The following is a 25246-nucleotide window of genomic DNA, read 5'->3' as shown; positions in this document are numbered from 1 at the left end:
CTCCTAGCTAATAATTACTTGATCTAACAATTCAACTGGGGTGTGCAACTCTTGAGTGCCAGTTAATTGCTCATGATAATGTTTAATTAACAATTGCGACAGGACCACAATAACATCACCCTTTGTACCCGAAACAAATTTAGCATCATCTTCTTGATAGCTAAGAGTTAACTTATCCGTCAAAACCTGTTTAGTATCTGGATAGCCACTGAAGTATACGCAAATATTTTTAAGCGTGAAATCATCTGTTATTGCTGTCCAAACCTCATTAACGAAGTCCCACTCATCTTTAGCATAAAGATACTTAATCTCACAGCACTCATCAACTGAATATTGCTCAATGTTAGTCCTAGTTTCATCATCTTCTAAGTCATCCTTCAAAAAAATAACTCGTTGACTATTTAAAACACTGGGTGAACTATCCTGCTCATCAAAATCATAGTTTAAATGGGTAACGTATTCTTTGGTCGGATCAGCCGCATTCTCTAAGACAAAGCAATAATCATCCTGTTTATTCGGCAACAAGTATTTAGCAACAACGCGTGTTTGCTCCAAATTTTTTAAAATGATTGCTTGCTCTTGTTCGTCAAATTCCCAATAGCGTTCCTCAGGATAAAAACCAACTGGTGCTGAAAACTTTATTGTATGATCGCGCGCAAAAGTAACTGCTAAATACCCACCTGGATACATTCGTACCATGACCCAATTACCATTATCCAGTTTTACTCGGTAATTAAATGTCTTATGTTCAAAGCGCTGCAAAAATTCTTGTTCGTTCATTTTAATTACCCCCTACTTATACTTAAACCATGCCTTACTATTACGTTCATAATATTTATAGTGTGTAGTAACTAAGCGGCCGTGACACACATGTTCTGGGAAAAATTTGTAAAGAATATAGCAGGCAATGCCCATCTCAAAATCTCCTAGATGAGCTTGTTCCGGGAAGAATTTTTCATTCACAGCATCTTCAGCAGTCAATTTAACCATCACAGCCAAGAACTCAAGCAGCATTTCCCTTGTACCGACAAGAACACCTGTATTCAGTAATTGTAAATGCCGATTTTTGCTAATAAATTCTGATAAATATCCCGGCTTAGCGTCGTTAGTAATAGTTGTGCCTGTAAGATCATTATCTTCATCACCGACATACAACATGCCACTTTTTACTTGCTCAAAGGGATAATTCAACATTTCTACATCACTAGCATCAACTATGGCAGCTTTTTCAATTTCAGGATGCTGTAATAAATATTCAAAGGTAACTTCCCAACGCAAAAAACGCCCTTTATTACTTGGATAATTAGCAAACGGCTCTACCTGAATTATTTTTTCTAGGGACGGTGGCGTTATCTTATTTGAAGAATTAACTAATGTATGTAATTCTATGCCAAACTTTGCTGTCGACTCATACAAATCATGAGTCTTTTCAATGATATCAACTTCTTCAAGATCTTGATCTGTTTTTTCATCTGGTATCTTGGTCAGAAATTGTGTAATAACAACATTTTTCCCCATTTGTGACTCCTATTGTAATTAGTCATCCTAATACTCTTAATATCTATAATTTCAGCTTGCCAATTAAGACAGCCTTCAAAGATTAATATTAAATTATAAGTATTTCTTCAATTATCTTAATCACGATATATTTACTATATTATTATAGATAATTTATAATTACTTATGCATGATAGTGTATATTATAAACCACCAAAATAACGACTTGCAATACAAATTTCTTTATTTAGTAATATCTATGAGAGCAACTTAAAAGCAGAGCTGAAATTAATCAACTCTGCTTTTGGTATATTATTTAATTTTGGCTAATATTTCATTAACCCAAGTTTGATTGCGCTCACCTTGCGGTTTAAATTCAATTAGCCGCTTAGTTGAATTCCAACTATCATCCACGCGACTAATTACTAACTGCAGATATTCACTAGGCAGATCGGACTTAATTACCTGTGGCCACTCAATCACGACTAATCCAGGTTCTGCCAAATAACTATTTAAATCAATCGAGGACAAGTCATCATTTTCTAAACGATAAAAATCCATATGAAACAACGGCAATTTTGCTTCGCGATACTCACGCACAATGGTAAAAGTCGGGCTCTTCACCGGCCGCTTAACGCCTAATGCACGGCCAATACCCTGCGTTAACGTCGTTTTCCCCGCTCCTAGGTCACCATTCAATAGCAGTAAGTCGTGCGGCTGCGCCGTTTGGGCAATTGCTGTTCCGATTTGCTGCATTTCAGCAGCGGAATTAACTTCTAATTTCATTATTTTTGCTCATCCCCCAAAAGCGCCTGGGCAGCAGTCAAGATTGCCATATTATAAATGTCTTGGCTGCTGGCACCACGCGATAAGTCATTGACCGGTGCGGCAAGTCCCTGCAAAATCGGACCAATTGCCGTAAAGTTACCTAGACGCTGGGTAATTTTGTAAGCTAAATTCCCTGACTGCAATTCTGGAAAGATAAAAATATTCGCTTGCCCCTTGAGTGCGGAGTCTGGGGCTTTTGTTGCTGCAACTTCTGGTACATAAGCCGCGTCAAACTGCAATTCACCATCGGCAATAATCTCAGGATGCTGCTGGTGGAACAACTCGTTAGCTTCTTGCATCTTATCAACCATTTCGCCCTTAGCAGAACCCTTAGTTGAAAAACTCAAGAATGCTACCTTGGGATCAATATCAATTAACCGCGCTGTTTGCACAGATTGGTAAGCAATTTCGGCCAAAGTGCTGCTGTCAGGCTCAATATTAATTGCACAATCGGCAAAAACGTACTTTTCGCTGCCGCGCTCCATAATGAAACTTCCAGAAACTCGGTGCATTCCGTCAGCTGCATGAATTAATTGCAAAGCTGGACGAACAGTATCGGCTGTTGAATGTGCCGCACCTGATACCATCCCGTCAGCCGCACCCATTTTCACAAGCATCGTACCAAAATAATTAGGATCTTGCAGCTGCTGGGCAACTTCTTGCTGCGTAAAGTTTTTACCGCGAGCAGCAAGAAACGCTGCTGCCATCTCATCTTGGTGTGTGTAAGCCGGAATATCGACTACAGTTACTGCGCCAAGGTCGATTTCGGTATCTTGAGCAATTTGGGCAATTTCTTGCTGATTACCCAACAAAATCGGTTCAATTATTTTTTCCTGCGCTAACCTGCTAGCCGCTGCAATTACCCGCTTATCGGTTCCTTCTGGAAAAACAATCCGGTAACTTTTCTGACTTGCCTGTACCTTATTTTTTAATAATTCAAAAACACTCATTATCTTCACCTATGCTAAATCTGCTTGAGCAACTGTCTGCGGCAATTGCCAATCTATCGGCGTTTCACCAAACTTTTTCAATGCGGTATTACACCGTGAAAATGGCCGTGACCCAAAAAAGCCACGATCAGCTGAAAATGGACTTGGATGAGCTGATTTAATCACAAAATTCTTCTCTTGGTCAATTAATGGGATTTTATTTTGTGCAAATCTACCCCAGAGAATAAAAACAACCTGCCCCCGATCACTCAAAGCCTTAATCGCTGCATCTGTTACTTGCTCCCAGCCCTTGCCTTGATGACCATTAGCATGACCATAAGGAACTGTCAAAACGGCATTTAGTAACAATACACCTTGATCTGCCCACTTTTTTAAGTAACCATGATTAACCGGTTGACAGCCCACATCGTCGTATAATTCACGATAGATATTTTGTAATGACGGCGGCAGATTAATTCCCGGCATCACCGCAAAACTCATCCCCGTTGCCTGACCGGGATTATGATATGGGTCTTGCCCCAAAATAACTACCTTAGTCTGCTTATACGAGGTTAACTTAAAAGCCGTAAAAATATGATACATATCGGGAAAGATTTGCTTAGTCGCGTATTCCTTCTTTAAAAAGTCATGCAGTTGATGATAGCCATCACTTGCAAATACCGGTGCTAAAACCTCATCCCAATCATTACCAATAAACCGTTTCATTATTATGTAGCCTCTCTTCCATTAACTTCAATGTTATCATGAAACCACGCGCTGATGGCAACAAAATTCGTTAAATTGGCAATAATCTTCATCCCATTCTCCTTAAAAAGTACGGTTAATGTTTTTACGATATGTTAATATTGATTTAAAGAAGTAATTAGTTATTACCTAAGGGAGGATTGAATTTCACTTTGATTAAATTAGTAGCCTGCGACCTTGATGGCACGCTATTTAACAGCAAAGTAACCATTTCTGACGAAAATGTTGCCGCCATTCGTGCTGCTCAAGACAATGGCATTGAGTTTCTAGTTGCAACAGGTCGGGCACCCAAGCAATCACAGGCAGTTATTCGCAATTACGGACTGCAAACTGGCTTCATCAATATTAATGGTGCCTTGGTTTACGATGCAAATAATACTTTGCAAGTTAAGCATGTTCTACCCAAGCAAAAAGTAATTGCTGCTGCTAACATTCTGCGTAAAAACGATATTTATTTTGAAATCGTAACCGCCGACCATATTTATTCCGAGGATATTAGCAAACGTGTCTTCAATTTGGCTCACTCATTAATTGCCCTTAATCCCGGATTATCTTTTAAAAATGCAGTTGCAATTTCCGGTGGCAGTAATGCAATGTTAAGTATGACTTTAGTTGATAGTTTTGAGGAGCTTTTGCTTGATCCGAAGATTGAAGTTATGAAAATAATTGGCTTTGATAGTCGCGGACCCGCTTTATTAACCAAAATCAAGCAGAAACTGGCACTTATTGACGATCTTGCAATTACCTCCAGTTCTGACATCAACATTGAAATCAATGACATTCATGCTCAAAAAGGAACTGCCTTACTCGAATATGCCAAGAAAAAGGGCTTTAAACGTGATGAAGTTGCTGCAATCGGCGATAATTTAAATGATGAAAGCATGATTCGTGACGCTGGTGTCGGTGTAGCAATGGGGAATGCTGTTCCCCAAATCAAAGAACTTGCACAAATCGAAACCAAAACTAATAACGAAGACGGTGTCGGCTATATTTTAAGGAAGTTTATCAAAGATAATGCTAAAGAATAGAGGTATTATAGATGCGCTACTTATTAGAGTTAAGTCAAGAATCCGAATACGGACAGATCCCTGTTGCTGACGAAAACGGACAAATTCAGTATATTATTCAAGGAAATTTAGATAATCCTAATCACACCTTATATTTAAAGACGCGCAATCATGAAGAAATCGGTCGGCTATACGCTGACGGCAATGGCCTTATTTCTTCATTTACTATTGATGTCGTCAACCATTCGTTAGTTAAAGTTAAGCGCCTCAACAGCCGCATGACCAATTTGTTTTACCTGACGCGGCTCAATTACCTTGTCACTGGCAGCATTAAAAACGGCAGCTACAAATTTCTCTTCGGCATTAAAAAAGTAGCCACCGTCAAAACTAAAGTCGGTAAACCTGGCGTCATCCTAACTTGTGATATTACACGTCCAGAAGATGTTCCCTTTATTTTATTAAGTGCCACACTCTTTACTCAGTGGCACACAACACCGTTAAAATTGCCAACCTTCCCGCCAATTGGGCGCAAAGTCAATGTTAATTTGAATTAACCAAAAAAATAAGCTAGAACTATTAAGTTCTAGCTTATTTTTTAGTCTTCGGTAACTGGCATTTTACTTTTTGGGATATAGTCAATATGCTTGACAAATTGCCCCTTATGCTTAATGACAACATATTTTTGATTGGCATCATAACCACCAAAGTTTTCAAGCTTATACCGTAACTTATGGCCGTCTTTATCAACTGCCTGAATATTACGGTAATCTTGCGTACCCTTAGGCACTTCAGCGTAGTCAATTCTCATTGAGATAAACGGATTAAAGTAATCGATGACTTCATCCACAATTGGTATATGACTTATCATGATAAATGCAACTAGAGCTACGATGACAATCACACTATTTAAGAAAAACTTTTCAATATGCTTCATTTTCGTCTCCGTCAAAAAATTTAGTGTTATATATAAATAATACAGTGTTGATTATAAATAAAATAGCATGTCTATCATAGATTGTCAATATTTATTAAAATAATACAAGCAAAACAAAAATTACAATTAATAGTGATTTTTGATTTAATTGGTAAAAGTGCCATAGTTCATTCATCACCAGCATGATTATCATAAATAAAATGATGAACAGTAATGTAGTTAGCGAACAATACTTTCCTAGCAAAACAAGTGTTGTCACAAATAAAAAGCTAGCGTCTACAACAGTAAAAATGACTATTTTGATTCCAATGGCAGAACATAATTGTCCCAGATTTTTGAATCTGATCCGAACAAAACTTTGCTCTAAAAAATTATCAGATATTTGGTCATACACGAGCAAAATTGAAAACCAATAAAATAAATTGGTCGCAAATACACCAATTGTCTTAGTTGCTGATACTAGCGGCTGACCGGTATTACCTACTTCCCGTACAGTGAAGCCCCAAACAATTGTTACAACTAAAATTAATAATAAATTCTTGCAAGTTTTCTTAATCATGGTCCCCTCGCAGCACTAGTACATGAATAATTAAAAATTCAACAAGAAGCCATATTACACTAATATAGTTATTAAGTAATGAAATTAATGAATTAGAATTTAAGAATAATTCTGTTCCTGGTAAAAAAGCAAAATGTTGAAGAAATGGCAAGTTTACCTTCAGAATTGCAAATAGGCAACAGCAAAAAATCAATCCACCTATAAATGTAATCATCAATTTCTTGAAATATAATTGAAGTAATGTGAATAGTACTAGCCAAGAATAAATATCTAAGACTTGCAGCCATATCAGCATTAAATCCTTGATTGTAATTACAAAAGTTAGCTTGATTCCTAAAAAAATTGCCGCAAAAACTGATGCTAAGAAAAAATCCAACTCCAAGATTAAAGCAAAAATAAATTCACCAAAAAGATAACCATCAATCAAGGATTTTTTGTTGCCTAGTCTTATTTGTAATACATCACCAAATCCCGTACCAATAACTCTAGTAATATCAAAGCCAACAAATAATGTCGTCACTGGAAGGACAAATAAAGATAACTCAGTACTAACCGCTGTATTACAAAAAATCATTATCATGTTCATTTTTGCATGGAGGTTACAATTATTTAAAAACGAGTAAACAAACGCTGCCAGCAAAATCGTTGCTAATGCCAGCTTTAACAAATTTCTGTAACTTGTTTGAATAATAAATTTATTCACTCACACTCAACTCTTTATCTTTGATTTGCCATTTTCGATTACAAATTTCATTAAAACTATCATCATGAGAAACAATAATCCATGTTTTATCGGGCTTTTCGTGATGTATGTTAGTTATTAAGTCAATCAGTTTTATCTTCGAAGTCTTATCAAGACCATTAAGTGGTTCATCAAGCAAAATAAGTTTTTCATCTTCCATCAATGCTTGCGCAAGACCTAATTTTTGATTCATTCCCAAAGAATATTTTTTAACTTTTGTTTTATTTTCTGGATCTAAACCGACTAATTGCATGTATTGTTTGACGGTCGACACGTCAATCTTATGCTTTATTTTAGCTAATGCACACAAATTCTCTAAGCCGCTATAGTTACCGATAAATTGTGGTGCATTAATCATTACCGCAGTATCGGAAGCAAACTTGCCCTTTGATAGTTCCTGATTAAAAACACTTACTTTCCCATTATTAGGTCGCAGTAACCCACAAATTACTTTTAACAAAGTAGACTTACCTGTACCATTATCACCGTTTAATAAAATCAAATCACCAGCATTAACAGTCAAGTTGACATTAGTTAAAAGAACATTTTTGCGAAATTGTACTTCAACATTTTCAAGAGTAACTACATTCATTATTAATACTCTGTCCTTTCATGAAATTTATTCAATCCATAAATAATTACAATTTCACAAATAACCGTCACAATTATTAAAATAATCGGTTGTAACAATTGATTTGGCTTTGTAGCAGTAGTAAATATATTTAACAGATTAATTGGCATATCAGCTTCAGGCAGAATTTTTAGCATAAATAAAAAAATCGGCAAAAAGAAATTAAGTAATATTGCTAACGCAAATACCTGCCACTTTTTCTTCAAAAACAAATTACAAATTAGTGGTAACAGAATTATGCCAAAATCTACTACCACCGTCACCAGCAACAGACCAACGGTCCCCAAAAAACTTCCGCTGAAACCAATTAACCCGGTTTTAATAGGTAGAATTGGATTACTACCATTGAAAATTAGAAGCAAAATATATGATACTAACCAACTCACAAATACAAAGCTAACAGTAATTACAAAGCTATTTTTTATTTGCTCGAAAATAATATTATGTTTGCTGCGCAACAATGACCATTCTCTAAAACTAGTAAACCAATATGGTGTTGCTATTTGATAACCAAGAAAGATAATTATCACGGGAATAAAGTTATATTCAAAGTAGATTGGAGAAAAATTCCCTTCTATTGCCCGATAATATAATGGATAACCAACCGCAATCTTATTATTTACAATCAAAACAAGTGCGGCATAAATAATGATGGCAGTTGTAAAAATCAGCCAACTAATCTTATTTACACCACGATATTGATTAATTTTGCTCATAACTGAGCTCCTTCATTCTTAAAAAAACAACGATTCTCTGATGAGAACCGTTAAACCTGCATCAAGGACGCCATTCTAAATGACCTGTGGTAGTACGTAGATTATATCGATTAGTTTGAAATACTGCCTTAATTTTTGATCCTTTAGCATCAGTTTCTACATATTGAGCATATTTATTTCTAGCCTTAAAAGTTTTCCAACTCCCAATTAATTTATTACCTGTATTAGCAATATTACCAACAATCTGGTATTTATTTTTACTAGCTTTTAAGCCCTGTGTATTGCTAGTAGCTTTACGCTTTTTCGTTGCCCACCAAGTTCTTCCTGCTCTAGGTAAAGTTATGTCTTCACCATACCACTTATGAGCAGCCGATACTGTTACTGGTGCTATTAGTGAAGCAGCAACAAAAATAGCAGTTAAAAATTTAACAAATTTATTTTTCATAATATCATTTCACCTTTCAAGAATTATTATTTAGCTATCTAATATACCATACAAATAATTTCAACAATTCATTCACAGTAATACCCCTTTCTGCTAATAAGCAAGCATTATTTCTAAAGCTTTTTCTGTATACGGTGTTAATCATATCTCAGTTATTTTTAAAAGTCTGTGCAAAATTTGCACACGTTTAAAATTATAAAATAATTTAGTATAATTATTATATATTAATAATAAAAAGGATGATATATATTTATGAATACATTTGGTGAAACTATCCGACAATTACGTTTATCACGCTCAATTAGTCAGGAGGAGTTAGCTGAAGGATTATTTGATCGCAGTACCTTATCTAAGATTGAATCAGACAAAGTGTACCCTTCACGGGAGAATGCTAACGAAATGATTTCCCGTCTTAGCTTAGGCCTAAACGAATTTGAATATGTTCAACGGAATTATTTACCTACAAAAAAGAGTAAAATTTTGTATGAACTGCTCAATTTACAAACTAGTACTGAAACTGACAAAATTAAAAAAATCATTGCAGACTGTTCTGCTACTAACGATAACGATCTCAAACGAATATCTTTAGTATTAACAGCACTTTTATTACTAAATAAAAAAGATGGTTTAGAACCAGCTAAAAAACTGGTTCAACCTATCTGGAACGACTATTTAAGCAAGATTAAAATTCTAACAATTACCGATATTTGCTTGTTAAACATGATTGCCTATGCTTTTGACTATGAAACTGACAAGCAAATCATTAGTAAGATTTTATATACAATCAATAACTACTATCCTTTTTTAAAATCATTAAAATGTAGCGTTCTAATTAATCTAAGCAATTTGCACATTGATGAAGAAAATTATCAAAAAGCAAAGGATACTTTAACTCAAGCTGACAAATTAGCACAAGAAGTTGGTCAATATGATAAGTCACTTCTCTGCCGTTCTGAAATTGCTCTTTGTGACCAAAACTATAAGCAATCTTTATATTATGCTGACTTACTTGATAAAATCGGCGCCACCACTGTTGCTCAGCCACTTAAGGATGAAATTACCAATAAACAGTTGCACAATTAAATACTCCAAACTAAAAAACCAGCCACTGCTTATTTGCAGTAGCTGGTTTTTAAATATTATTAGTCTTGGTAATTAACCAAAGCCAAGAATGAATCTGGCTTGAGGCTAGCGCCACCGACTAAACCACCATCAATATCAGGTTTAGCCATTAATTCCTTAACATTGTCAGGGTTAACGGAACCACCATATTGAATGCGAACATTTGCGGCAGTTTCTTCATTATAAAGGTTCTTAACTGTGTCGCGAATTGTCTTACACATTTCTTCGGCTTGGTCTGAACTAGCAGTCTTACCAGTACCAATTGCCCAGATTGGTTCATAAGCAATTACTAAACTAGCAACTTGCTCAGCTGACAAGCCTTTTAAAGCTTCCTCAATTTGACCAACTACCCATTCTTCTTGCTGGTTAGCCTCACGTCTTTGTAGTGATTCACCACAGCAGATGATTGGTGTAATACCATTAGCAAGCAAAGCCTTAGCCTTCTTGTTAATGTCTTCGTCAGTTTCGTGGAAGTAACCGCGCCGTTCTGAGTGACCGATAATGCAGTAATCCATACCCATTTCTTTTAGAACTTTAGGTGAAGTTTCACCAGTAAAGGCACCTTCATCTTCAAAGTAGGCATTTTCTGCACCGACTTTTAATTCTGAACCCTTAGCAGCTTTTCTTAAAGCATCAAGGTCAACAGCTGGAGCACAGATCAAGGCTTCAACTTTAGTAGATTCTGGCAACTTACCCTTAACTGCATCAACAAATTCAGTTGTTTGTTCTGGATTCATGTGTAATTTCCAGTTACCAGCAATAATTGGTGTACGCATAATAATAACGTCCTCTCCTCAATTTACTTGTCTGAAATGCAGGCAATTCCTGGTAATTCCTTACCTTCAAGGTATTGCAAACTAGCACCACCACCAGTTGAGATGTGAGTAATCTTAGGTGCAATTCCTAATTGCTTAGCAGCGGCAGTTGAGTCACCACCACCAATGATAGTTGTGGCATCTTTAAGTTCTGCCAAAGCTTTACCAATTTCTAAAGTACCGTTAGCAAAGTTGGACATTTCAAAGGCACCCATTGGGCCATTCCAAACAACTGTCTTAGCATCTTTCAAGATTTCCTTGAACTTCTCAACAGTCTTAGGACCAATATCTAAGCCCATCATATTGTCAGGAATATCGTCACCAACAACTTCACGAGAAGCATCATTTGAAAATTCAGTTGCGGCTAAGTTATCTACTGGCAAAACAATCTTACCATCAGCTTCTTTGAGTAATTGTTTAGCAAGATCAACCTTGTCTGGTTCAAACAATGACTTACCAATGTTGTGTCCTTGAGCAGCTAAGAATGTATAAGCCATTCCACCACCAATTAAAATGTGGTCTGACTTAGGAATTAAGTTGGTAATAACATCAATCTTGTCAGAAACTTTAGCACCACCCAAAATGGTAACAAATGGGTGAACTGGGTTAGCAACAGCGTCACCCAAGAACTTGATTTCCTTTTCCATCAAGTAGCCAGCTGCTGCAGGCTTATCAGCCTTCTTCATTGCTTCAGCAATTCCCACATTAGAAGCGTGGCTTCTGTGCGCAGTACCAAAGGCATCATTAACGTACATGTCGCCTAGACTTGCCCAGTATTCACCAAGCTTAGGATCGTTCTTAGATTCACGCTTACCAAAGTCGTTGTCGATATCTTGGAAACGAGTATTTTCAAGAACAATAACATCGCCATCTTGCATCTTGTTGATAGCATCTTCAACTTCTTGACCTTCGTTTGCAGGTACAAAAGTTACAGGCTTCTTCAAGAGTTCACTTAAACGTTCAGCAACTGGTTTAAGTGACAATTCTTTTTTATCGTCGTCTGACTTAACCCGACCCAAGTGACTAAGCAAAATTGCTTTACCGCCATTTTCAATAATGTATTTAATTGTTGGCAATGCGGCAACAATTCTGTTATCGTCGCCAATTACACCATCTTTAATCGGGACATTAAAGTCAACCCGAACTAAAACTTTCTTATCCTTAACATCTAAATCTGAAACAATTAATTTAGCCATCTATATCCTCCGATAACTCAATTATTTTTCTTTCAAAAAAAGGCGGAAGGAAGAATTTCCCTCCGCCTTCTCTTTTACTATCAGCAGTAATCAAAAATTAATGATTAAAGAGTAGCAAATTTCAACAAAGTACGAATCATTTGGCAAGTGAATGAGTATTCATTGTCATACCATGAAACAGTCTTAACTAATTGGTTGTCACCAGCAGTAGTTACCATAGTTTGAGTTGGGTCATAAATGGCACCAGCAGTCATACCGATAACGTCGCTTGAAACGATTTCGTCATCGTTGTAAGCAAATGAAGGACTTTCGTACTTCTTAACTGCAGCGTTAACTTCGTCAGCAGTAACTTTCTTGTCAAGGATTGAAACTAATTCAGTCAATGAACCATCAACAACTGGAACACGTTGTGCGTGACCGTTAACTTTACCGTTCAATTCTGGAACAACAAGACCAATAGCCTTAGCAGCACCAGTTGAGTGAGGAATAATGTTAGCTGCGGCAGCACGAGCAGCACGCATGTTACCACCACGAACAGGTCCATCCAAAATCATTTGGGTTGAAGTGTAAGCGTGGATAGTAGTCATAGTAGCTACCTTAATGCCAAATTCTTTTTGCAAAGCATCAACCATTGGAGCCAATGAGTTAGTAGTACATGAACCAGCTGAAACGATCTTGTCGTTTGCATCTAAAGTGTCATCGTTTACTGAGTAAACAATAGTCTTCAAGTCATTGCCAGCAGGAGCTGAAATCAAGACTCTCTTAGCACCAGCGTCAAGGTGAGCTTGTGACTTAGCCTTGCTAGTGTAGAAACCAGTACATTCAAGAACGAAGTCAACACCGTCGTTCTTAACCCAAGGAATGTTTTGTGCTTGTGGTTCAGCGTATACGCGATATTTCTTACCATCAACAACGATTGAGTCTTCAGTTGCTGAAACTTCGTGGTTGAAAGTACCATGAGTTGAGTCATACTTCAATAAGTGTGCCAAAAGTGCAGGGGTGGTCAAGTCGTTAATAGCAACAACTTCAATATCCTTTGACTTTTCGCCCAAATCCATGATCCGACGGAATGCTAAACGACCAATACGGCCAAAGCCGTTAATACCAATTTTAACTGTCATATTCTAAAGTCCTCCTTAAGAACTATGTAAGAATTGTAAACACCAATTTATTTTAAATGAGACTTATATCCCCTTTAAAATCTTATTTGAGGCTCCTTCATCAGTAATTAACCAGGTTTGATGAGGAGCATTAGGCATATAAGCTTTAATTGCTTGAGCCTTACGGCTGCCGCAAGCAAAGGCAAATATGTGCGGGATTTTGTTTAGATTTTCGAACTGCAAGCCAACCTGTTGCACGCGGTCGACAATCTTTCCTCGGTCATCGAAGAAACACCCGAAACATTCGGTGACCACTTTCTTTTCGCGCAATTCGGATAAACGAATTGAATCGTACCCTCTGCGCCGAGCCATATCATGAGCTAACCCAATGCCATGGATAACAACATCACTTTTGGCGATATCTTCCAAAACATCCGCAAAAGTCGATTCTCTAATGAGAGACTTATACGTTTGCGTTGAAATTTGTTCAGGTAAATATAAAGTCTTATATTTTCCGCCGGTTTTTGCGGCCATTTCTTGAACAATAGTGTTACTTTGAATTGCAACATTCTCGCCCAGTGCACCACGTCCCGGTACAAATTCTAACTGCCGGTTATAACTCAAGTTCTTGGACAAATACTTTGCAGATTTAGCAAGGGCAACGCCACCTAAAACGGTAATAATTGACTTACCAAGCGGCAAAAACAAATTCAAAGCCGAACTTAGTTCTTCACCCATTCGCTCATAAACTCGTTCTTGCAAGTCGCTATCACCCGGAACAATAATTGTCCGGTCAATCCCTAACTTCTGAGCCAATTCGACCTCTGTTTGCCGAGCATTGTAGTGCCGGTCAATCAAAGGAGCCACGTCCTGCAAGGTTTTCTTACCCTTTTCTGTCATAAACATGCCAAAACTCTTAATTTCAATCAAGCCGAGATCACGAAGATATTCCGTCTCTGTTCGCACATTTCTTTCAGAAAGTCCCAAAGCCTGCGCTACACTTCTGCGACCAATTGGCGCATTAAGTGAAATCTGCTCAAGAACAAGATACCTCTGTCGAAACACTTTTAAGATATCAGGAACGAGAGCTTCTAGCACGGGGAATTCCGAGTACATAATCTTTTCTCCTCCCTGCTGGGACAATTATGACCCATAGTGTGTCACTTAATGTCCCAGATTGTCTAAAAATATAAGAGAAATATAGACTTGTTATACTAAAATCTCCTATTCCTCCATCGACACTTACAGTATAACAATGCTTTGCAAATAATTCAAGTGAAATATTAATTATTAAAATGGCATAAAATATAAGCATTTTTAGTGACAAGAGAACTTTTTAGCGAATTTTTGCAAAAAAGTTTTTATTTTTGCCTCCTTTCTGGTATACTTGTTGATGTACTTAATTGGGTCCTTAGTGTAATGGATCGCACGTAAGATTCCGGTTCTTAAAATCTGAGTTCGACTCTCAGGGGACCCATATTGAAAAAGCAGCTTCTCATGAAGCTGCTTTTTATTTTTCTATTTTGTTTTTCCTGCCGTTAACTCACCACGTTGGGCAAATTCAACGTAAAGTTTACTCCCAGAAACTGCCAAACCTTCAATTTCTCTTTTGACGTGTAATTTATTTTTTCCTTTATAAGTGCCGTCTTGACCAACACGGAACAGATAATCGTTAAAGCCAATATAAAATTGATTGTGACTTGCATCATAGGTAAAACCTTGGACTGGCGAACCATTGCCAATAAAGTTGCTTTGCGTAGCACCAACTTCAACCGGCGTCCACGTATCACCATCTCTAGTTACTTTCCAATATTCATAGCGACCATTGCTGCCATTATGGAATAAGCAGTACATCGTGTTGTCACCACTAAATGTTGCATTATGGATGTAGCGCGGCGAATTGCCGTTTACAATTCTAAACGACCAAATCTGATTAATCTGCATGTCAGACTTGCGAATTTGTAAGATTTCTTCAGAAGCACTGGAATTATGAAGCTTATTGTTATTAGCCATCACATAAAGATATTTACTGGAAGAGCCAAGCGACTGGCCATGGCCTAATTTAATGTAAGGACTCACCTTAATATGAGAAGCATATTTTTTAAACGTTGACCAACTTAATCCCGGTAAATTTTGAGCGCGATACTTATTAATATGGACTAAGTCATAAGATACCAGGTGCCCCTTGTCATCACTACTATTATTGAAAACCGCAACTGTAAAATTCTTGCCATTTACCGTAATTCCTTCTGGGATTACTCCTACCTGCCCCATCTTATCAGCGGCTTTATTGTAGTCCAAGCTAACAAATCGCGGTTGATAAAGCTGGGTTTTCAGTGTTAAATCACCAGCTTTAAATGTATTAGACTTAGTTTCAAAACCATAATGATGTTTGGCATTCCAATTACGTGATGATGATTTGGAACTACCCTTCCAAGTAGAAACCGGCGTCGGACCACTCTTTGGTATTTGGTCAGCTCGCGCAATTCCTTCATTTTGATTGTCACGCACAGTTACTTCAACGCTTGCCTTGGCACTGCCATATTGAAAATTAATCGTAGTTGTTCCTGGTCTACTTGTATTAATTTTAGCTGGCGAAGCCTTAACATCACTCGGATTAATTGCCGTTCCTTGACTATCTGCAGCAACGCTAATGGCATCCCGCGTTGGAAAATCATAACTGCTATTTTCAACTAGACTAACCTTTTTTGCCACTACAATTTTGTTCTTAGCAAAAAAGTTCTGGTTGACCCAACCGACAGTTCGCCCATCAACAATAATTTGCCAAAACTTCCCCTTTTTAGTTGTCACAGACCGCTTCGACTGCAGATTAGCATGCTTAAAATACTTGGTTGACGTAAATGCACCAGTTGGTCCCTTAGTTGAAGCATGATGATATATCGTATAATTGCCGTCTCCCGCTACTTTTGTCACAGCCTTACTGTAACTCTTGGCATTAACCACGCGATAATTACCATACACAAATAAGCTAGTTGCAGCGATTGCACCAACTAGTAGACGTTTCCCAATCTGGATCTTCTTCATAATTCTCCTACTCTCTAATTAACAGCATAATTACAGTTTTGCACAATTATAAGCTGCATTCAATGGTAACCGGTGTTATATAATTCATAATTTTCTCAGAAAGAATTCCTATACGGCTAACAACTTGCGAAAAACAAGAGATTTTTAATTCATCCTAGTGTACAATATTAATTATTATTTGAAAGGAGAATATTATTTCATGATTGAAACACACGACAATTCTAAGAAAATGTTGTGGACAACCCTAGCAACAATGGCCTTCTCCATCGTTTGGAGCTTTGGTAACGTTGTTAACGGGTTTGTTTATTTTGATGGAACTCACGTTATCTTTAGCTGGATTATGATATTCCTGCTATTCTTTATCCCTTACGCCTTAATGGTTGGTGAGCTCGGTTCCGTCTTCAAAGATTCCGAAGGTGGGGTTGCCTCTTGGGTCAACGCAACAATGGGACCAAAATGGGCCTATTACGCTGGTTGGACCTTCTGGGCCGTCCATATCGTTTATATTTCTAGTAAAGGAACAGGTGGTCTAAGAGGTATGGCCTGGGGTATCTTTGGTAATACCAACTGGTACGACAGCGTGCCAACTGCTTGGACGCAGCTTGCCACACTTGTAGTCTTCCTCTTCTTCTGCTGGGTTGCCAGCCGCGGTGTTCAGGTTATCAAGACCTTATCAACAATCGCTGGTACTTCAATGTTTGTGATGTCAATTTTATTCATCATCATGATGTTTGCAGCACCTTTGATTAACCCACATGCCAGCTACTTCAATATTAGCTGGAACTGGAAGAACTTCATGCCGACATTTAATATGAAGTATTTCACTTCATTGTCAATTCTAGTCTTCGCTGTCGGCGGGGCTGAAAAGATTTCGCCATACGTTAACAAGTTAAAGGACCCAACCAAAAACTTCCCGAAAGCAATGATTGGTCTAGCCGTAATGGTTATGGTTTCAGCAATTTTAGGTACTATTGCAATGGCAATGATGTTTGATCCTAAAGTTGTCAGCAGCAACCTGAATGAATATATTTCAAACGGTCCTTACATGGCCTTCAATAAATTAGGTCAATACTACCACGTTGGTGGTTTGTTCATGTATATTTATTCTTGGTGCAACGTTATCGGTCAGTTCTCAACTTTAGTTATTAGTATTGATGCGCCACTAAGAATGCTCTTGGGCAGTAAGGAAGCCAAAGACTTCATCCCTAAGAAATTGCTCAAATTAAATAAGCACGGTGCGTACATCAACGGTATTTGGTTGATTGTTGCCTTATCTGGTGGTTTAATTCTTCTTCAAGCAGTTATGCCAAACGCTCAAGCTGTTATGGCTCAACTGGTTAAATTAAACTCAATTGTTATGCCAATCCGTTACTTCTGGGTTTTCGCTGCTTACATTGCATTGCGTAAGCAATATAAGAAATTCGTTACCGACAACACTTATCAAATGACAACTCATCAAGGTCTAGCCTTTACGGCTGGTATCTGGTGCTTTGCCGTTACTGCTGCTTGTTGTGTCATGGGAATGTACTCGCCTGATCCATTTACATTAGCACTTAATGTTGCAACGCCAATTGTTTTATTCCTTCTCGGTTTAATCTTACCGGCTATCAAGCACCATCAAGAAGCTAAAATGAATTAATCAAATTATTTAATCGCCCCTTAAAAGGGCGATTTTTTGTTGCCTCAAAATTTGAACACTATCTCAAGCAATTAGCAGACATATATTAAAATTACCGATCCAATTTTAATATTATTTTGCTATAATTAATTAGTATGAGCAAAAGCTAGATTGCGGTGACTAATTTCTAAACTGAGGAAGTGGTATTTATGGTGTAACAACTGTAACGCTTAGAATTTTGCAGAAAGGATTAGTCAGGTATCCACCTTGGATATTGTTATTGCTTTTGGTTTATCATTTGCCGCAACTATTTGGGTGTTAGCAGAAATTATCAGTAGTTTAATTAAATTAACTGATAATGCCATCAAATTAGTCAGCGCACTTAATGAACTAAGAGCTGCTTTAAAGAATTTTAAAGTAAAAAAATAACCGCTCTAGTCTTGACACACTAACGGTTATTATTAACTAATAGTTAAGTCACCGCTTTTATGCGGAAACTCATGTAAGAAGTCCTGATACCAACAGGACTTTTTATTTATACAAGTATTATAACATGTAAAAACAAAAAAATAAGAGCTGTTAGCTCTTATTTTTTCTTTTAATTAATCTTCAGACTGACCAACAATTCTGCGCGTTGGGCCAAGTTAACGTATAATTGATTATCGCTGACTGACATCCCTTCAATTTCGCGACCAGTATCAAACTTATAAGCCTCTTTAATTGCACCGTTGCGGCTCATCTTAAAGATCAGATCATTAAAGCCTAAGTAAAACTTTTGATTAGTAGGATCATAGGCAAAGCCCTGAACAGGGGCACCATTATTAACAAAGTTACCATTGGTCTTACCTACAAGCGTTGGGTACCAATTATCGCCCTTACGCTGTAATTCCCAGTATTCATAACAATTATTCTTGGTATCGTGATAAACCGTGTACATATCATAATCTGACATTACAACACCATTTTGGAAATAACGTGTTTGGGTATCATCACCAATCCAAGTCTTAAAAGTCCAAATCTTGTTAATTTGCATATCGCTCTTACGGATTTGCATCAATTCAACTGAATCGGTACTCTTCTTTTGCGTATGATCGTTATTAATCACGTAAATATACTTCTTGCTTGCACCCATTGCTTGGCCGTGACCAATTGGGATGTATTGACTAACCTTAATGTGCTTTACGTAATTATTAAAATCAGTTTGCGACATATCAAGCAAGTGCTGTGCGTTATACGGATCCTTTAACTTGTTTAAATCATAACCAACAATATGACCAGACATTAAGTTAGTATGGCTCAACAAACTTGTGTAAGCCCAGCCGTTAGAAACCGTCATCCCTTCTGGAATATGGCCGACACGGTTAATATTATCATCCGACGGATCTTTAACACTCAAGAGTACAGGTTGATAAAACTTGGTCTTCAATGTCAAATCACCACTAGTTAACGTATGGGATTCAGTTTCAGGCGTGTATTCAGTTGGACTAATATAGTTAACTGATGAACCGTAATGCTTTTTCCAAGTCTGATAATCATTGGTACCAGGCTCGCCAGTTACAGCAGAAAAGTCATTTGGATCAACGACTCCTTCACTAGTACTCTTTCTCACCGTTATCTTAACTGTCGCCTTGGCTGAACCATAACTGTACTTAACGTTATAAGTCTTGGCCTTGCTGCAAGAAATGTCCGGCTTAGAAATTTTGACACTATCATTATCAATTACTGTTCCCATATCATTAGTTACATAGGAAATTGCATCAGATGAGAAGAAATCATAATTATCATTACGTACTAAAGAAATTGTCTTGGGTACTGAAATTTGATTCTTAGCAAAATAATTTTCGTTGACATAACCAACTTCACGGCCGTCAACATAAATTCTCCAGTAGCGAGCCTTTTTAGTTTCAATTAATTGATCTGATTGAATGTGGTTGTATTGGTAGATTTTACCATCAGCAACCTTAGTATGAACCTTACCATTAGTTACTGTCTTCCAAACCTTGTAATTCTTATTGCCGGCAACCTTGGTCATCATCGAATAACCGGTAACCTTTTGCTTTGGCTTAGCTTTCGGCTTCTTGTCCTTATCAGCATTGGCCGTATCCTGTGTATTATCAGGCTTAGCAGGATTATCTTCTGCCTGATTATCATCAGTTGTAGCGGTATTTGTATTTTGCGTATCGTCAGGCTTAGTCGCTGAATTGGTAGTATCTGAAGCAGGTGCATCAGAGTCAGTTGTAGCGGCCGTAACTACTGCCGCGGATGAGCTGGTTACGACCGATACGCCCAGCATTAAAGTCGTCATAATTGTTGCTATTTTAGTAAAATGCTTCAAAAATCTTTCCTCCAAAATTTAATATACTCCTTATATTGTAATATAAGTTGGGCATTACAAAAAATACAAAATTGATACACTTTCATTGACAGCCTCTCATGTAAGTGATTTAATTAGCACTGTACTTATTAGAGTGCTAATAATTAGAACTTAAATTTAGGAGGCAGAAACATGCTTGTACCTACAGTTATTGAACAAACTGCTCGTGGTGAACGTGCATACGACATTTATTCTCGCTTATTAAAAGACCGAATTATCATGTTAAGCGGTGAAATTAACGACGACATGGCAAATACTATTATTGCGCAATTACTTTTCCTTGATGCTCAAGACAACACCAAAGATATTTCGCTTTACATCAACTCACCTGGTGGTGTAATCACTTCTGGCTTAGCAATTATGGACACAATGAACTTTATCAAGTCCGATGTTTCCACAATCGCTATCGGAATGGCCGCATCAATGGCTTCTATCTTGCTCACCAGTGGTGCCAAGGGTAAACGTTTTGCATTGCCAAACTCAACAGTCTTGATCCACCAACCTTTAGGTGGTGCTCAAGGTCAGCAAACCGATATTCAAATCGCTGCTACTGAAATTTTGAAGAGCCGCGAAAAGATTAACAACATTATTCACGAGACTACCGGTCAACCATTAGACAAGATCCTCAAAGATACTGAACGCGATAACTACATGACCGCGCAAGAAGCTAAGGATTACGGCTTGATTGACGAAATTATGGTCAACAAGAAGAAGTAGTTAGTTGCTACTAAAAAGTTTATTTTTGAAAAACCCCGAAATTAGTTGTTATAATTTCGGGGTTTTACTATGTCCAAATTATCTAAGTGAGACAAAATAAAAAAAGTCTTTGACACCAAAGCCAAAGACTTTAACAAGAAAATATTCACAAGCTGGTTAGTGCTTGTAGGTGAACTATCTTGATATATTCCATAAGATAATTATATCGTATTTACTTTTTTATTACACCCACATTATTCAATTCGTTCCAATTTATCTTCCAGTGCTTCTGTCAGCAATTGTGAAAAATCAATTTTTGCTTCCTCACCTTTTTTCTGCAAGCCTAGCCGGAATTCTAACATTTTTATTAATCATTTTATCTTTTATATACTTTTTTGCTCGTAACATATCAGCAACAACATAATTAACAATTTTACCTGGATTGTTTTGTTGCACCTCATACAAAGAACTGTCCTTATACTCTCCACCAAAGGTTATTAGAAATCCTTCCAGACATTCTTCAGCTCGTATAATAGCTTCCGATATACCAACACCATCAGTAATTGCACCTGGAACATCAGGAAAAGTTACAGTATAAGTTCCTGGTTCATTTTCTGAATCATCAAAAATAGCTGGATAAACATAATACTTTTTCATTATTTTTCCTTTTTATTCTTCAGTTATATCGTATTTATTTTTTATTGTCTTAATTTTTCTGCTAATTCATGCAACTTCTTAAGTCGATGATTAACACCAGACTTAGAAATCGGGCCGTCGGGTACTTGCTCCGCTAATTCTTTTAGCGATAACTCCGGATTAGTTAAGCGCAATTGCGCTAAGTCCCGCAACTTTTCCGGTAAAGAATCCAAGCCCTTTTTTTGCTTAATTAATTCGATATCGTCAACCTGCTTAGCAGCTGCCGTCGCTGTTTTTTTCAAATTGGCTGTATCACAATTGACTAATCGGTTAACCGAATTGCGCATATCCCGCATAATCCGTAAGTCTTCAAAAGCGAGCATCGCATTCAAAGCACCAACAATATGAAGAAAATCGCCGATTTTTTCTGCTTCTTTTAGATAAACAATAAATCCGCGCCGCCGTTTAGTTGTTTTGGCATTTAAGAAAAAATAATGGTTCATTAATTCAAGCAAATCATCATTATGATCCTCATAAGCTGAATAAATCTCCAAATGATAACGGCTGGTCTCGGGATTATTGACACTGCCGCTGGCCAAAAAGGTACCACGCAAATAAGACATTGCCCCTTCTTTAGAGGTAATAATTCGCTTGGGAATGCGCGTGATTAAGCCAGATTCTGACGATAAAATCTCTAAGTTAGTCAGAATTTCGCGCACATGGTTTTGCAGGCGAACGAGGTATTGGTTGTTCTTCTTCAATTTCATCTTACGCGATACAATGAGCAACGGCTCAACTCGATAAGCAGTCTTAATCAAGGAAAAAATTCGTCGCGCAATCGCCGGATTTTCCGTTGTAATATCCAAACTAAATTGGTGATCGTGAAAGTTCAGCACACCGTTCATCCGCAAGAATGCCGCCAGTTCCGCCTTAGCATGTTCCGGATGAATTGGTAATGCTGTCAGTTCTTTTTTAACATTACTAGCATAACTCGCCATTACTTATTGGTCCTCTTTCTGCGGGACATCGCTTCATACGCTAAACTGATAATCTCGCGCGCCACCTTTTTACCATCATGAAAGACTAAGCCGCTGCGCTGATCGATAAAATCATCGGTAATTACGCGACTGCCTTGAGCCCGTAGTCCAGCAAAATCATTTCTAACGGGTTCCAAATAAGCATCATAATCCGCTGGATTAAACTTGCTCATATCAATCTTGGCACCATTAACCAGCGTCGTATCAATATAATGGCCGCCCAGATGATTATTAATCACTTCAACGTGCTCACTATCAGAGAAGTGGTCAGTCTCTCCCAATTGGGTCATGATATTACAAATATAAATTACTTCCGCGCTAGTTTCACGCACTGCTTGACCAAGATTTGGAATCATTAAATTAGGCAAAATCGAAGTAAACAAGCTGCCAGGGCCCAGCACTACCGCATCAGCCTGCATCACAGCAGCCAAAACCGGCAGCACGGCTTCTGGTTCAGCATCTGAATTGGTATCTGTCACCCAAATGCGCTTAATCTGCTTATCCTTATCGGTAATTTCCTTTTCGCCAGCTTGCGTTGTTCCATCAATAAACTCCGCATTCAAAGTTAGCGGTTCGTTAGATGCAGGAAAAACATGCCCGTCAACGTGCATCATTTTGGATAAAGACTGCACCGCGTCAAAGATATTGCCGTGCATTTCGTTTAAAGCCGCAATAATCAAATTGCCAATTGCATGTCCGGAAAAGAATGAGTCTGACGAATCAAACCGATATTGAAAAATGTTCTTCTCCTCTTGCGGAATGTCACTTAAGGCCACCAATACATTGCGAATATCACCAGGTGGCACAACGTTAATAAAGTTACGAATTGAGCCAGACGACCCGCCATCATCTGAAACGGTCACAATTGCCGTAATTTCCGCATTCTGGTCTTTTAATGCGTTTAAAATAACGGGCAAGCCAGTCCCACCGCCGATAACGACGACCTTGGGACGCCTGTTTTTAATTACCCGAATAATCTTTCCTTCTCCATACGCCATTCAATTCACCTATTTTCTAGTGTAGCGGCTGATTTCACGATGTGTAATATCTACTCGATAATCATTTTTAGCTAAGTCGCGAGCTAACTGCTGGGCAATTGCCACACTACGATGTTGTCCACCTGTACAGCCAATCGCAATTGTCAGTTTTTCTTTACCCTCTTTAATATAACCGGGCAAGGCGATCTTTAATAGATCAAGTAATTTGGCATAAAAAGTTTGCGTTTCCTTCTTATCCATCACGTAATCAAACACTCGCTTGTCCAAACCCGTAAACGGGCGCAATTCCGGCAGATAAAATGGATTCGGCAAGAAACGCACGTCCATCACAATATCGGCATCAATCGGCATCCCATACTTAAAGCCGAATGACATCACTTCAATCGAAAACGGCTGCTTTTGCAGGTCGCTAAATTCTTCGAGCAGCTTTTGCTTCAACTGCTTAGTCGTTAATTCAGAAGTATCAATAATGTAGTTTGCCCGATTGCGGATGCCTGTCAAGATCTGCCGCTCTTCCTCAATTCCGTCAAGCAACCGGCCGCTGCTGGCAAGTGGCGGCAATCTACGTGTTTCTTTATACCGAGCCACCAAGGTATCGTTTGATGCATCCAAAAAGACAATCGTCGTCTGCACCGTACCGTTATCTTCCAGCGAATTAACCTCATCAAGTAGGTCCCGGTAAAAATTTTTCACCCGCAAATCAATCACAACCGCGACTTTTGTAAAATCATCGGAACTCACAATCAAATCCCAAAAACTCCCCAGAAGTGTTGGCGGCAAATTATCGACTACAAAATAGCCCATATCCTCTAAGGCATGTGCCGTCACTGTTTTACCAGCACCACTCATCCCCGTGACAATTAACAATTGCTTTTTCTTGTCAGCCATTTTTGCCAGCCTCCTATCATCTAAATTATAACATACCGGGTGTTTCATAACCCTTTTTAGTAATAAAAAAAGCCCTTAACGGACCTTCTTTAATCATTATTAATTATCTGCGTGCAAATGCCGCCACAATTTCGTTAATTCCAAAGATGAGCAGCCACAATGAAATCAGCCAAATTAAAGTCAGCGCTGATAAAGCTGGGTTAAACATTAGACTCACCGCAATCAGTAAGCCAAAAATATTTAAAATTATAGTAAACCAGAAATAGAAACTCGATAGACGGCGCATATGCCACGAAACAATAATTCCCGAAATGGAATCAAATAAAAACCAAATCGCAAACAGGTAAGCAAGCGTCAGTCCACCAGCATCATATGAATACAGGAATAAAATACCGACTAAGATATCTAGCACCCCAGAAACAATCGACATCCAACTAATGGAAATATAATAATGAAAATGACTATAAAAAGCCAGCCACACAAATCCTTGGACAATCGACAAAATGGCAAACAATAAAACAAAGGCATGCAAAGCCCTACCCGGATGACGCAGCAGGAATAACCCCGCTATAATCATTAAAACGCCTGCAAGAAATGCAGCCCAATCAAAGCCGCGATGTTCTCTGTAACTAGAAAAATTATCCATTTTCAGTCCTCCTTGTGCTTTA

General features: G+C 37.9%; 28 protein-coding genes. 6 read left to right on the top strand and 22 right to left on the bottom strand.

Features of this window, described 5'->3' with window-relative positions:
* Positions 1-3: 3 nt before the first annotated feature.
* From PT278_RS07100 to PT278_RS07080, 5 genes are all read right to left on the bottom strand, one after another.
* Positions 4-780 carry a hypothetical protein gene (locus tag PT278_RS07100; protein WP_277131266.1) on the bottom strand — a complete coding sequence of 259 codons (777 nt, stop codon included), beginning with the start codon at positions 778-780 and terminating at the stop codon, positions 4-6.
* 12 nt (positions 781-792) lie between these two features.
* The gene (locus tag PT278_RS07095; RefSeq protein WP_277131265.1) at positions 793-1518 is read right to left on the bottom strand and encodes a hypothetical protein; all 726 of its coding nucleotides are present in this window, start codon (positions 1516-1518) and stop codon (positions 793-795) included.
* Positions 1519-1809: 291 nt separating this feature from the next.
* Positions 1810-2286 (bottom strand): tRNA (adenosine(37)-N6)-threonylcarbamoyltransferase complex ATPase subunit type 1 TsaE, encoded by a 477-nt coding sequence (gene tsaE / locus PT278_RS07090; RefSeq protein WP_277131305.1) that lies wholly within the window; start codon positions 2284-2286, stop codon positions 1810-1812.
* Complete coding sequence (gene pta / locus PT278_RS07085; protein WP_277131264.1) at positions 2283-3275, bottom strand: phosphate acetyltransferase; 993 nt, start codon at positions 3273-3275, stop codon at positions 2283-2285. Before pta ends, tsaE begins: the two co-directional genes overlap by 4 nt.
* A 9-nt stretch (positions 3276-3284) precedes the next feature.
* On the bottom strand, positions 3285-3983 hold the full coding sequence (locus tag PT278_RS07080) for a uracil-DNA glycosylase (protein ID WP_277131303.1): 699 nt from the start codon (positions 3981-3983) through the stop codon (positions 3285-3287).
* A gap of 188 nt (positions 3984-4171) precedes the next feature.
* On the opposite strand from PT278_RS07080, the gene PT278_RS07075 reads away from it, so the two are divergent.
* Together PT278_RS07075 and PT278_RS07070 are read left to right on the top strand one after the other, a co-directional pair.
* Positions 4172-5047, top strand: coding sequence for a Cof-type HAD-IIB family hydrolase (locus PT278_RS07075; protein ID WP_277131263.1), 876 nt, complete (start codon positions 4172-4174; stop codon positions 5045-5047).
* Between the two features lie 11 nt (positions 5048-5058).
* Positions 5059-5580: a hypothetical protein gene (locus PT278_RS07070; protein ID WP_277131262.1), complete on the top strand. Its 522-nt coding sequence runs from the start codon at positions 5059-5061 to the stop codon at positions 5578-5580.
* A gap of 41 nt (positions 5581-5621) precedes the next feature.
* On the opposite strand, the gene PT278_RS07065 is transcribed toward PT278_RS07070, so the two are convergent.
* From PT278_RS07065 to PT278_RS07040, 6 genes are all read right to left on the bottom strand, one after another.
* Positions 5622-5960 (bottom strand): YxeA family protein, encoded by a 339-nt coding sequence (locus PT278_RS07065; RefSeq protein ID WP_277131261.1) that lies wholly within the window; start codon positions 5958-5960, stop codon positions 5622-5624.
* 94 nt (positions 5961-6054) lie between these two features.
* Complete coding sequence (locus PT278_RS07060) at positions 6055-6519, bottom strand: hypothetical protein (RefSeq protein WP_277131260.1); 465 nt, start codon at positions 6517-6519, stop codon at positions 6055-6057.
* A complete protein-coding gene (locus tag PT278_RS07055; RefSeq protein WP_277131259.1) occupies positions 6512-7222 on the bottom strand; it encodes a hypothetical protein in 711 nt (236 codons plus the stop codon). The genes PT278_RS07060 and PT278_RS07055 overlap by 8 nt, the downstream gene beginning before the upstream one ends.
* Positions 7215-7853, bottom strand: coding sequence for an ABC transporter ATP-binding protein (locus tag PT278_RS07050; RefSeq protein WP_277131258.1), 639 nt, complete (start codon positions 7851-7853; stop codon positions 7215-7217). The genes PT278_RS07055 and PT278_RS07050 overlap by 8 nt, the downstream gene beginning before the upstream one ends.
* 2 nt (positions 7854-7855) lie before the next feature.
* Positions 7856-8608: a hypothetical protein gene (locus PT278_RS07045; protein ID WP_277131257.1), complete on the bottom strand. Its 753-nt coding sequence runs from the start codon at positions 8606-8608 to the stop codon at positions 7856-7858.
* A gap of 61 nt (positions 8609-8669) precedes the next feature.
* Positions 8670-9053 (bottom strand): hypothetical protein, encoded by a 384-nt coding sequence (locus PT278_RS07040; protein ID WP_277131256.1) that lies wholly within the window; start codon positions 9051-9053, stop codon positions 8670-8672.
* Between the two features lie 252 nt (positions 9054-9305).
* On the opposite strand from PT278_RS07040, the gene PT278_RS07035 reads away from it, so the two are divergent.
* Entirely contained in the window at positions 9306-10136 is an 831-nt protein-coding gene (locus tag PT278_RS07035) for a helix-turn-helix transcriptional regulator (RefSeq protein WP_277131254.1), read from the top strand.
* 59 nt (positions 10137-10195) lie between these two features.
* On the opposite strand, the gene tpiA is transcribed toward PT278_RS07035, so the two are convergent.
* From tpiA to PT278_RS07010, 5 genes are all read right to left on the bottom strand, one after another.
* Complete coding sequence (gene tpiA / locus PT278_RS07030; protein WP_277131253.1) at positions 10196-10951, bottom strand: triose-phosphate isomerase; 756 nt, start codon at positions 10949-10951, stop codon at positions 10196-10198.
* Positions 10952-10974: 23 nt separating this feature from the next.
* A complete protein-coding gene (locus PT278_RS07025; RefSeq protein WP_277131252.1) occupies positions 10975-12186 on the bottom strand; it encodes a phosphoglycerate kinase in 1212 nt (403 codons plus the stop codon).
* 104 nt (positions 12187-12290) lie between these two features.
* Positions 12291-13307 carry a type I glyceraldehyde-3-phosphate dehydrogenase gene (gap, locus tag PT278_RS07020; protein WP_277131251.1) on the bottom strand — a complete coding sequence of 339 codons (1017 nt, stop codon included), beginning with the start codon at positions 13305-13307 and terminating at the stop codon, positions 12291-12293.
* A 63-nt stretch (positions 13308-13370) separates the two neighbouring features.
* The gene (locus tag PT278_RS07015) at positions 13371-14402 is read right to left on the bottom strand and encodes a sugar-binding domain-containing protein (protein WP_277131250.1); all 1032 of its coding nucleotides are present in this window, start codon (positions 14400-14402) and stop codon (positions 13371-13373) included.
* 402 nt (positions 14403-14804) lie between these two features.
* The gene (locus PT278_RS07010; protein WP_277131248.1) at positions 14805-16331 is read right to left on the bottom strand and encodes an SH3-like domain-containing protein; all 1527 of its coding nucleotides are present in this window, start codon (positions 16329-16331) and stop codon (positions 14805-14807) included.
* A gap of 199 nt (positions 16332-16530) precedes the next feature.
* On the opposite strand from PT278_RS07010, the gene PT278_RS07005 reads away from it, so the two are divergent.
* Together PT278_RS07005 and PT278_RS07000 are read left to right on the top strand one after the other, a co-directional pair.
* Positions 16531-17970, top strand: coding sequence for an amino acid permease (locus PT278_RS07005; RefSeq protein WP_277131247.1), 1440 nt, complete (start codon positions 16531-16533; stop codon positions 17968-17970).
* A gap of 246 nt (positions 17971-18216) precedes the next feature.
* Positions 18217-18378, top strand: a complete 162-nt coding sequence (locus PT278_RS07000; protein WP_277131245.1) for a hypothetical protein — start codon at positions 18217-18219, stop codon at positions 18376-18378.
* Between the two features lie 169 nt (positions 18379-18547).
* Here PT278_RS07000 and PT278_RS06995 read toward each other — a convergent pair whose 3' ends face one another.
* A complete protein-coding gene (locus tag PT278_RS06995; protein ID WP_277131244.1) occupies positions 18548-20284 on the bottom strand; it encodes an SH3-like domain-containing protein in 1737 nt (578 codons plus the stop codon).
* Positions 20285-20455: 171 nt separating this feature from the next.
* On the opposite strand from PT278_RS06995, the gene clpP reads away from it, so the two are divergent.
* On the top strand, positions 20456-21040 hold the full coding sequence (gene clpP / locus PT278_RS06990; RefSeq protein WP_277131243.1) for an ATP-dependent Clp endopeptidase proteolytic subunit ClpP: 585 nt from the start codon (positions 20456-20458) through the stop codon (positions 21038-21040).
* A 303-nt stretch (positions 21041-21343) separates the two neighbouring features.
* Here clpP and PT278_RS06985 read toward each other — a convergent pair whose 3' ends face one another.
* The 5 genes from PT278_RS06985 to PT278_RS06965 form a co-directional block, all read right to left on the bottom strand.
* The gene (locus PT278_RS06985) at positions 21344-21676 is read right to left on the bottom strand and encodes a type II toxin-antitoxin system HicB family antitoxin (RefSeq protein WP_277131242.1); all 333 of its coding nucleotides are present in this window, start codon (positions 21674-21676) and stop codon (positions 21344-21346) included.
* 41 nt (positions 21677-21717) lie between these two features.
* On the bottom strand, positions 21718-22653 hold the full coding sequence (gene whiA / locus PT278_RS06980) for a DNA-binding protein WhiA (protein WP_277131241.1): 936 nt from the start codon (positions 22651-22653) through the stop codon (positions 21718-21720).
* Positions 22653-23690: a uridine diphosphate-N-acetylglucosamine-binding protein YvcK gene (gene yvcK, locus PT278_RS06975; protein ID WP_277131240.1), complete on the bottom strand. Its 1038-nt coding sequence runs from the start codon at positions 23688-23690 to the stop codon at positions 22653-22655. The genes whiA and yvcK overlap by 1 nt, the downstream gene beginning before the upstream one ends.
* Before the next feature lie 9 nt (positions 23691-23699).
* On the bottom strand, positions 23700-24578 hold the full coding sequence (rapZ, locus tag PT278_RS06970; protein WP_277131239.1) for an RNase adapter RapZ: 879 nt from the start codon (positions 24576-24578) through the stop codon (positions 23700-23702).
* Positions 24579-24681: 103 nt separating this feature from the next.
* Positions 24682-25224, bottom strand: a complete 543-nt coding sequence (locus PT278_RS06965; RefSeq protein ID WP_277131238.1) for a DUF308 domain-containing protein — start codon at positions 25222-25224, stop codon at positions 24682-24684.
* Positions 25225-25246: the final 22 nt, after the last annotated feature.

The organism is Lactobacillus sp. ESL0703 (assembly GCF_029433435.1).
GTDB lineage: Bacteria > Bacillota > Bacilli > Lactobacillales > Lactobacillaceae > Lactobacillus.
The sequence above is the reverse complement of the archived record's forward strand: the minus strand, read 5'-3'. Positions and strand labels throughout refer to the sequence as shown.

What these genes read in the sequence shown, in the direction of transcription:
- PT278_RS07015 (WP_277131250.1), bottom strand. Translation starts at nt 14,402, where the DNA reads ATGTACTCGGAATTCCCCGTGCTAGAAGCTCTCGTTCCTGATATCTTA.
- PT278_RS07025 (WP_277131252.1), bottom strand. Translation starts at nt 12,186, where the DNA reads ATGGCTAAATTAATTGTTTCAGATTTAGATGTTAAGGATAAGAAAGTT.
- PT278_RS07010 (WP_277131248.1), bottom strand. Translation starts at nt 16,331, where the DNA reads ATGAAGAAGATCCAGATTGGGAAACGTCTACTAGTTGGTGCAATCGCT.
- PT278_RS07070 (WP_277131262.1), top strand. Translation starts at nt 5,059, where the DNA reads ATGCGCTACTTATTAGAGTTAAGTCAAGAATCCGAATACGGACAGATC.
- PT278_RS07060 (WP_277131260.1), bottom strand. Translation starts at nt 6,519, where the DNA reads ATGATTAAGAAAACTTGCAAGAATTTATTATTAATTTTAGTTGTAACA.
- PT278_RS07005 (WP_277131247.1), top strand. Translation starts at nt 16,531, where the DNA reads ATGATTGAAACACACGACAATTCTAAGAAAATGTTGTGGACAACCCTA.
- PT278_RS07100 (WP_277131266.1), bottom strand. Translation starts at nt 780, where the DNA reads ATGAACGAACAAGAATTTTTGCAGCGCTTTGAACATAAGACATTTAAT.
- PT278_RS06985 (WP_277131242.1), bottom strand. Translation starts at nt 21,676, where the DNA reads ATGAAAAAGTATTATGTTTATCCAGCTATTTTTGATGATTCAGAAAAT.
- rapZ (WP_277131239.1), bottom strand. Translation starts at nt 24,578, where the DNA reads ATGGCTGACAAGAAAAAGCAATTGTTAATTGTCACGGGGATGAGTGGT.
- PT278_RS07040 (WP_277131256.1), bottom strand. Translation starts at nt 9,053, where the DNA reads ATGAAAAATAAATTTGTTAAATTTTTAACTGCTATTTTTGTTGCTGCT.
- clpP (WP_277131243.1), top strand. Translation starts at nt 20,456, where the DNA reads ATGCTTGTACCTACAGTTATTGAACAAACTGCTCGTGGTGAACGTGCA.
- PT278_RS06965 (WP_277131238.1), bottom strand. Translation starts at nt 25,224, where the DNA reads ATGGATAATTTTTCTAGTTACAGAGAACATCGCGGCTTTGATTGGGCT.
- PT278_RS07035 (WP_277131254.1), top strand. Translation starts at nt 9,306, where the DNA reads ATGAATACATTTGGTGAAACTATCCGACAATTACGTTTATCACGCTCA.
- gap (WP_277131251.1), bottom strand. Translation starts at nt 13,307, where the DNA reads ATGACAGTTAAAATTGGTATTAACGGCTTTGGCCGTATTGGTCGTTTA.
- PT278_RS07065 (WP_277131261.1), bottom strand. Translation starts at nt 5,960, where the DNA reads ATGAAGCATATTGAAAAGTTTTTCTTAAATAGTGTGATTGTCATCGTA.
- PT278_RS07050 (WP_277131258.1), bottom strand. Translation starts at nt 7,853, where the DNA reads ATGAATGTAGTTACTCTTGAAAATGTTGAAGTACAATTTCGCAAAAAT.
- whiA (WP_277131241.1), bottom strand. Translation starts at nt 22,653, where the DNA reads ATGGCGAGTTATGCTAGTAATGTTAAAAAAGAACTGACAGCATTACCA.
- PT278_RS07045 (WP_277131257.1), bottom strand. Translation starts at nt 8,608, where the DNA reads ATGAGCAAAATTAATCAATATCGTGGTGTAAATAAGATTAGTTGGCTG.
- PT278_RS07095 (WP_277131265.1), bottom strand. Translation starts at nt 1,518, where the DNA reads ATGGGGAAAAATGTTGTTATTACACAATTTCTGACCAAGATACCAGAT.
- pta (WP_277131264.1), bottom strand. Translation starts at nt 3,275, where the DNA reads ATGAGTGTTTTTGAATTATTAAAAAATAAGGTACAGGCAAGTCAGAAA.
- yvcK (WP_277131240.1), bottom strand. Translation starts at nt 23,690, where the DNA reads ATGGCGTATGGAGAAGGAAAGATTATTCGGGTAATTAAAAACAGGCGT.
- tpiA (WP_277131253.1), bottom strand. Translation starts at nt 10,951, where the DNA reads ATGCGTACACCAATTATTGCTGGTAACTGGAAATTACACATGAATCCA.